Source organism: uncultured Aquincola sp., assembly GCF_964001545.1.
In the GTDB taxonomy this organism is placed as follows: domain Bacteria; phylum Pseudomonadota; class Gammaproteobacteria; order Burkholderiales; family Burkholderiaceae_C; genus Aquincola.
In genome coordinates this window covers 1-7,582 of record NZ_CAXFDV010000227.1, presented here as the reverse complement: position 1 = coordinate 7,582, position 7,582 = coordinate 1, and the positions used below count along the sequence as shown (strand labels likewise).

Sequence of the window (7,582 nt, the reverse complement as noted above, 5' to 3'; positions counted from 1 at the left end):
GCCTCCTGCTTGGCACGCAGGGCCTCGGCCGGCAGCGGCAGCTGGCGCAGGAGCTGCCAGGGCACGCGCGCATCGCCGGGCCGGGCCCAGTGCCAGGTCCACACCGGCACCTCCAGCAGCTGCGCGCCGGTGGCTGCGCAGGCGGCGGCGCAGGCGCGGCCGGTGGCGTCGTGGTCGGGGTGGCCGTCGTGCCGCCAGGGCGTGATGGCCAGATCGCCGGGCCGCAGCAGGCGCGTGAGCGCATCGGTCAGACGCGCCTGCTGGGCCGTCACGCCGCCATCGTGCAAGCCCAGCGGATGGATGGCTGCGGCGGCCACGCCCAGGCGGGCCAGGCCCAGCCGGCGCTCCGTGCGCCGCCGGTCGGCCAGCCGATGCGGCAAGGTGGTGTCGCCGGCAGGCAGGCCGGCTTCGCCATCGGTCACGCCCACCACCAGCAGCGTGCGGCCGGCCGCGGCCCATTGCCACAACAGGCCGCCGACGGCCAGCAGCTCGTCATCGGGGTGCGGCGCCACCACCACCGCCCGCCGGTGCGCGGGCAGCAGTTGCATCGCATCGATCACCGGCGCGGCCTGCAGCAGCGGGCAGGCGGCCCATGCGGCCGCCGGCGTGCCCTGGCCGTGGATCAGCGGCTGCTCGGCTACAGCGCCCACCGGTCGGCCTCCTGCGGGGTGTCGATCAACCGCGCCAGGCTGGCCAGGTCGCGATCGGCATGGGTTTGCCGCAGGAACACCGGCAGGTCAGCCGCCAGGCGGGCGAAGTGCGGGTCGCGGCAATACGGGGTGGCGCCCAGCGTGCGGCCGGTGAGCACCAGCAGGCGCTGGGCAGCGGCATCGACCGCGCTGCGCACCTGCAGCGCCAGCGCCTGCGCGCTGTGCTGCGGATGGGCATCGACCCAGGCCGCTGCCTGCCGCACCAGAGCGGCCAGGGCCTGCAGTTCCACATCGGCCCGACCCAGTGCCACCTGGGTGAGCCAGCCGCGTTCGCCAGCCGCGGCGCCCGGGGCCGGTACCGCACGCTGCAAGGCCCGGCCCAGCGCCACGCAGCCGCCGTACCAGCAGGCCGCCACGCCGATGCCGCCCTGCCAGAAGCCCGGCCGCTGCAGGTAGTCACCCGCGTTGCCGCACAGGCGGGCGATGGCGCCGTCCAGCTGCACGTCCAGGCTCTGGCTGTCGGCCATGCCCACCGCGCACCAGGCGCCGGGCTGCACCTGCACCGCGGGCTGCTGCATGTCCACCAGCACCAGCCACGGACCTTCGCCTTCCGCCGCACCGGCATCGGCAGGCCAGGCCGTCAGCAGCCCATGGCTCACATGGGCCGCGCCCGAACACCAGCGCTTGGTGCCGGCCAGGCGCACCTCGCCGTCGGGCAGCCGCTGGAAGGTGACGCGGCCATCCGGCGGCTCGGCGGCCCACATGCCTAGACAACTTCCCGCGGGCGGCGCTGCGACTTGCAGTTCATGCAACACCGCCAGTGCATCGGTATGACCCTCGTACAGCTTGGCCAGCGCCAGGTCGTGGGCCGCCACGGCCGCCAGCGCCTGCCAGCGGGCCAGCGTGTGGCCACTGGCCGGCCAGGGCAGTGCGTCCAGCCGGGCAGCGATCAGCAGGCGCAGCTGCCGGGCCACGGATGGGGTGCCCGGCGCCTGCGTCGACAGCAGCGCTTCGATCGCGCGTGCCGGGGCCACCGCAGCGTCCTGGGCTCCTCGCAGGCCGCCCTGCACCGCCCGGCCGGGCGGCCGCGCGGGCAGGCCGGCGGCGGGCGGCGGGCTGGCAGAGTCAGGAAGCACGGAGGCGCTCATCAGGTCACGGCGGGCGCCGCTGTTGCAGGGGTGAGGGGATGGTCACCGCCAGGGCCCGGCCCGGCTTGTAGGACGCCGGCCCTTGTGCCGGTAGGTGCGCTGCGCGCGCGGGCGGCCCCACCGCGTTTGGCGGGTCCGCAGGCTTGGTGATTGCCGCTACAAGGCCATCCCCCTTGCGGGACCGCTTGCCCTCAACCCGCGCCATGCCCGTGCATGCCGCCACCCGGAGAACTTCCCCCATGGACAGCCCTCACCTGGCGCTATCGCGCCGAGAATTGCTGCTTGCCAGCGCCGCCTCGGTGGCCGCCAGCCAGGCTGCCGCCGCACCCGCCGGTGCCGCGGCCGATGCCGCGGACACCAGCGCGCCGCCCACCACTCGGGTCAGTTTCCAAGTCAACGGCAAGCCCCAGTCGCTGGAGCTGGACAACCGCACCACGCTGCTGGACGCGCTGCGTGAACACCTGCAGCTCACCGGCACCAAGAAGGGCTGCGACCACGGCCAGTGCGGTGCCTGCACGGTGATGGTCGATGGCCGGCGCATCAACAGCTGCCTGAGCCTGGCGGTGATGCATGAAGGCGCCGCCGTCACCACCATCGAAGGCCTGGGCCAGCCCGGCCAGCTGCACCCGATGCAGGCCGCCTTCGTCAAGCACGACGGCTACCAGTGCGGCTACTGCACGCCCGGGCAGATCTGCTCGGCCGTGGCCACGCTGGACGAGATCCAGCGCGGCATCCCCAGCCATGTGACGGGCGACATCACCGCCAAGCCGCTGCTCAGCGCCGAAGAGCTGCGCGAGCGCATGAGCGGCAACATCTGCCGCTGCGGCGCCTACAGCAACATCGTAGATGCGATGACCGAAGTGGCGGGGGTGCGCGCATGAAGGCCTTCAGCTACGAACGGGCCAAGTCGCCCGCCGAGGCCGCCGCTGCGGCCGCGCAGACGCCGGGCGCCCGCTTCATCGCCGGCGGCACCAACCTGCTGGACCTGATGAAGCTGCAGATCGAGACGCCGCGGCACCTGATCGACGTCAACGGCCTGGGGCTGGACAAGATCGAGCCCAGCGGTGGCGGCGGCCTGCGCATCGGCGCGCTGGTGCGCAACACCGACCTGGCGGCCGACGAGCGTGTGCGCCGCGACTACGGCGTGCTGTCGCGGGCGCTGGTGTCGGGTGCCTCGGGCCAGTTGCGCAACAAGGCCACCACGGCCGGCAACCTGCTGCAGCGCACCCGCTGCCCCTACTTCTACGACACGCAGCAGCCCTGCAACAAGCGCCAGCCGGGCAGCGGCTGCTCGGCCATCGGCGGCTACTCGCGCCAGCTGGCCATCGTGGGCACCAGCACCTCCTGCATCGCCACCCACCCCAGCGACATGGCGGTGGCCATGCGGGTGCTGGACGCCACGGTGGAAACCGTGCGCGGCGACGGCCGCCGCCGCACCATCCCCATCGCCGACTTCCACCGGCTGCCGGGCGACACCCCGCAGCACGACACCACGCTGGAAGCCGGCGAGCTGATCACCGCGGTGACGCTGCCGCCACCGGTAGGTGGCAAGCACCTCTACCGCAAGGTGCGCGACCGCGCCTCCTACGCCTTTGCGCTGGTGTCGGTGGCCGCGGTGCTGCAGCCCGATGGCCGCGGCCGCGTGGCCGTGGGCGGCGTGGCCCACAAGCCCTGGCGCATGGAAGCGGCCGAGCCGCAGCTGCCGCAAGGTGCCAAGGCTTTTACCGCCCAGCTGCTGGCCGATGCCCGTACCGATGAACACAACGCCTTCAAGCGGCCGCTGGTGGAGCGCACGCTCGCCGCGGTGATGGCCGAAGCGAGGACCTGAGATGAAATTCGACCAACCCGCCACCACCAACCCGATCGACCGCATGAAGGTCATCGGCCAGCCCGTGGACCGCATCGACGGGCCCTTGAAGACCACCGGCACCGCGCGCTATGCCTATGAGCGGCACGACGTGGCCCGCAACGCCGCTTACGGCCACGTGGTGGGCGCGGCCATCTCCAAGGGCCGCATCGTGTCCATGGACCTGCGCGCGGCGCGTGCTGCACCGGGTGTGCTGGCCATCGTCACCGCCCGCAATGCCGGCAAGCTGGGCAAGGGCAAGATGAACACCGCCAAGCTGCTGGCCGGCCCGCAGGTGGACCACCACCACCAGGCCGTGGCCGTGGTGGTAGCCCGCAGCTTCGAGCAGGCCCGCGCCGCGGCCGAGCTGGTGCAGGTGCGCTATGAAGCCGCCAAGGGCCGGTTCGACCTGGCCGAGCAGCGCGACAGCGCGCCCATGGCCAAGCCCAACGAGAACAGCGGCCCCACCCACACCGCCGTGGGCGACTTCGCCGGCGCCTTTGCCAAGGCCCCGGTGCAGCTGGACACCACCTACACCACGCCCGACCAATCGCACGCGATGATGGAGCCGCATGCCACGCTGGCCGCCTGGGAGGGCGACAAGCTGACGGTGTGGACCAGCAACCAGATGATCGACTGGGGCGCCGGCGACCTGGCCCGCACGCTGAACATGAAGAAGGAGAACGTGCGGCTGATCTCGCCCTTCATCGGTGGCGGCTTCGGCGGCAAGCTGTTCCTGCGTGCCGACGCGCTGCTGGCGGCCCTCGGCGCCCGCGCGGCCGGCATGCCGGTGAAGGTGGCGCTGCAGCGCCCGCTGATCTTCAACAACACCACCCACCGGCCCGCCACCATCCAGCGCCTGCGCATCGGCTGCGAGAAGGATGGCCGCATCACCGCCATCGGCCACGAGAGCTGGTCGGGCGACCTGCCCGAGGGCCAGCCCGAGACCGCGGTCAACCAGACGCGCCTGCTGTACGCCGGTGCCCATCGCATGACCGCGATGCGGCTGGCGGTGCTGGACCTGCCCGAAGGCAATGCGATGCGTGCGCCGGGTGAAGCCCCCGGCCTGATGGCGCTGGAAATGGCCATCGACGAGATGGCCGAGCGCCTGGGCATGGACCCGGTGCAGTTCCGGGTGGTGAACGACACGCAGGTGGACCCGGAGAAGCCCTCGAGGCGCTTTTCGCAGCGCCAGCTGGTGCAGTGCCTGCGCACCGGGGCCGAGCGCTTCGGCTGGGCCCGGCGCAACCCGCAGCCCGGGCAGCAGCGTGAAGGCCGCTGGCTGATCGGCACCGGCGTGGCGGCGGCCTTTCGCAACAACCTGCTGCAGAAGTCGGGCGCGCGGGTGAAGCTGGAGCCGGGCGGCCGGGTGACGGTGGAAACCGACATGACCGACATCGGCACCGGCAGCTACACCATCATCGCCCAGACCGCGGCCGAGATGATGGGCGTGCCGCTGCAGCAGGTGCAGGTGCGGCTGGGCGATTCCAGCTACCCCACCTCGGCCGGCTCGGGCGGGCAATGGGGCGCCAACAACTCGACCTCGGGCGTGTACGCCGCCTGCGTGAAGCTGCGTGAGCAGGTGGCCCGCCAGCTGGGCATGGACCCGGCGCAGGCCGACTTTGCCGATGGCATGGTGAAGGCCGGTGGCCGCACAGTGCCGTTGGCCGAAGCCGCCGGCAGCGCCGGCCTGGTGGCCGAAGATTCGATCGAGTACGGCGACCTGGACAAGCAGTACCAGCAGTCCACCTTCGGTGCCCACTTCGTGGAGGTGGCGGTGGATGGGTACACCGGCGAGATCCGCGTGCGCCGCATGCTGGCGGTGTGCGCGGCCGGCCGCATCCTCAACCCCAAGTCGGCGCGCAGCCAGGTGATCGGCGCGATGACCATGGGCGTGGGCGCGGCGCTGATGGAAGAGCTGGCGCTGGACAAGCGCCGCGGCTACTTCGTCAACCACGACCTGGCGGGCTACGAGGTGCCGGTGCATGCCGACATCCCGCACCAGGAGGTGATCTTCCTGGACGAGACCGACCCGATCTCTTCGCCGATGAAGGCCAAGGGCGTGGGCGAGCTGGGCTTGTGCGGCGTGGCGGCGGCCATCGCCAATGCGGTGCACCACGCCACCGGCGTGCGCGTGCGCGACTACCCGGTGACGCTGGACAAGCTGCTGGACCGGCTGCCGCCGGTGGCGTAACAGCACGCCCACGCGGCGATTGTCAAGCTGGCGGTACAGCGGCCGATAACGGTCGCAGTACCGCCCTTTTTCTTGAAGTCGTCGCCCATGAAGCTCCGTACCCGAATCCTCTGGCTATGTGCCGCGGCCCTTTGCGGCGTGCTGGTGTTGATCGGGCTCTCGCTCCATGGGCTGCGTCAGACCATGCTGGACGAGCGCACCGCCCAGCTCAACAACCTGGTGGTGCTGGCCCAGGCCGGCGTGGCCAAGATCCATGAGCAGGAGCAGGCCGGCAAGCTCACGCGAGAAGCCGCCCAGGCCCAGGCCGTGGCCATGCTGGGCAGCCTGCGCAAGGAAGAGCGCTACTTCTTCGTGCGCGGCTACAGCAACGACGTGAACTACGTGCACCCCAACCCCAAGCGCATCGGCGTGGTCGATCCCAAGGGCGGCAAGGAAGCCGGTGAACGCTACCGCGCCGCGATGCAGGGCAAGCCCATCGGCAACGTGGTGGCCCCCGGCACGCGCCCCGGCCGCGAAGACAAGGTGGACAAGCTCTATGCCGTGGTGCACTTCCAGCCCTGGGACTGGATCATCGGCACCGGCGACTACATCGACGACATCGACACCGCCTACTGGCGCGCCGCCGGCCTGATGCTGGGCGTGGGCGGCGTGCTGATGGCCGTGGTGGGTGTGATGGGCTGGACCATGTCGCGCCGCATCTACCGCGACCTGGGCGGCGAGCCCGACTATGCCGCGCAGGTGGTGCGCCGCATCGGCGCCGGCGACCTGGGCGTGCAGGTGCAGCTGCAGCCCGGCGACACGCACAGCCTGCTGGCCGCGATGAGCCAGATGCAGCAGGGCCTGGCCGGCACCGTGGGCAGCATCCGCCACGCGACCGACACCATCGCCACCGCCTCCGGCGAGATTGCCGCCGGCAACCTCGACCTGTCGGCCCGCACCGAGGCCCAGGCCAGCGCGCTGGAGCAGACCGCCGCGTCGATGGAGCAGATCACCGCCACCGTCAAGCAGAACGCCGCCAACGCCCGCCAGGCCAATGAGCTGGCACTGGCCGCTTCGCAGGTCGCGGCCCGCGGCGGCGCCGTGGTGGGCGAGGTGGTGCAGACCATGAGCGCCATCAGCGACAGCTCGCGCAAGATCTCCGACATCATCGGCACCATCGACGGCATTGCCTTCCAGACCAACATCCTGGCGCTGAATGCGGCCGTGGAAGCCGCGCGGGCCGGCGAACAGGGCCGCGGCTTTGCGGTGGTGGCCGGCGAGGTGCGCACCCTGGCCCAGCGCAGCGCCGAGGCGGCCAAGCAGATCAAGGTGCTGATCGGCAGCTCGGTGGACATGGTGGAAGCGGGCACCCGGCTGGTGGGCCAGGCCGGCGCCACCATCCAGGAAGTGGTGGGCAGCGTGGAACGCGTGACCACCGTGGTGGCCGAGATCACCACCGCCTCGCAGGAGCAGACCGCCGGCATCGAGCAGGTGAACCAGGCCATCGCCCAGATGGACCAGGCCACCCAGCAGAACGCCGCGCTGGTGGAAGAGGCCTCGGCCGCCGCGCTGTCGCTGAAGGAACAGTCGGGCGCCTTGGTCAACGCCGTCGCCACCTTCGGCTGACATGTCTGCCCCCAGGCTCGCTGCGCTCGCCACCCCCCGGGGGGCTCTCAGCCCCTTGGGGCGGCCCGGCGGGGCTGATGTCTGCCCCCAGGCTCGCTGCGCTCGCCACCCCCCGGGGGGGGCTCTCAGCCCCTTGGGG

Annotated in this window: 6 protein-coding genes; 4 read left to right on the top strand and 2 right to left on the bottom strand. The window is 71.9% G+C overall.

What is annotated here, in order from left to right; genetic code table 11:
* Together ABNT58_RS07920 and ABNT58_RS07915 are read right to left on the bottom strand one after the other, a co-directional pair.
* The coding region (locus ABNT58_RS07920; protein ID WP_348752959.1) for a PIG-L family deacetylase at window positions 1-650 on the bottom strand (650 nt) is incomplete at its 3' end.
* Window positions 638-1,798: an acyl-CoA dehydrogenase family protein gene (locus ABNT58_RS07915; protein WP_348752958.1), complete on the bottom strand. Its 1,161-nt coding sequence runs from the start codon at window positions 1,796-1,798 to the stop codon at window positions 638-640. The genes ABNT58_RS07920 and ABNT58_RS07915, both read right to left, overlap by 13 nt.
* A 239-nt stretch (window positions 1,799-2,037) precedes the next feature.
* Between ABNT58_RS07915 and paoA the strand changes: the two genes are divergently transcribed.
* From paoA to ABNT58_RS07895, 4 genes are all read left to right on the top strand, one after another.
* The gene (paoA, locus tag ABNT58_RS07910) at window positions 2,038-2,679 is read left to right on the top strand and encodes an aldehyde dehydrogenase iron-sulfur subunit PaoA (protein ID WP_348752957.1); all 642 of its coding nucleotides are present in this window, start codon (window positions 2,038-2,040) and stop codon (window positions 2,677-2,679) included.
* Window positions 2,676-3,626, top strand: coding sequence for a xanthine dehydrogenase family protein subunit M (locus ABNT58_RS07905; RefSeq protein WP_348752956.1), 951 nt, complete (start codon window positions 2,676-2,678; stop codon window positions 3,624-3,626). Before paoA ends, ABNT58_RS07905 begins: the two co-directional genes overlap by 4 nt.
* Window position 3,627: 1 nt before the next feature.
* Complete coding sequence (gene paoC / locus ABNT58_RS07900; protein ID WP_348752955.1) at window positions 3,628-5,838, top strand: aldehyde oxidoreductase molybdenum-binding subunit PaoC; 2,211 nt, start codon at window positions 3,628-3,630, stop codon at window positions 5,836-5,838.
* Between the two features lie 87 nt (window positions 5,839-5,925).
* The gene (locus ABNT58_RS07895; protein WP_348752954.1) at window positions 5,926-7,443 is read left to right on the top strand and encodes a methyl-accepting chemotaxis protein; all 1,518 of its coding nucleotides are present in this window, start codon (window positions 5,926-5,928) and stop codon (window positions 7,441-7,443) included.
* Window positions 7,444-7,582 lie beyond the last annotated feature (139 nt).

Bases quoted from the DNA above. Each gene is read 5' to 3' on its own strand.
- ABNT58_RS07915 (WP_348752958.1), bottom strand. From the start codon at position 1,798: ATGAGCGCCTCCGTGCTTCCTGACTCTGCCAGCCCGCCGCCCGCCGCC.
- ABNT58_RS07905 (WP_348752956.1), top strand. From the start codon at position 2,676: ATGAAGGCCTTCAGCTACGAACGGGCCAAGTCGCCCGCCGAGGCCGCC.
- paoC (WP_348752955.1), top strand. From the start codon at position 3,628: ATGAAATTCGACCAACCCGCCACCACCAACCCGATCGACCGCATGAAG.
- paoA (WP_348752957.1), top strand. From the start codon at position 2,038: ATGGACAGCCCTCACCTGGCGCTATCGCGCCGAGAATTGCTGCTTGCC.
- ABNT58_RS07895 (WP_348752954.1), top strand. From the start codon at position 5,926: ATGAAGCTCCGTACCCGAATCCTCTGGCTATGTGCCGCGGCCCTTTGC.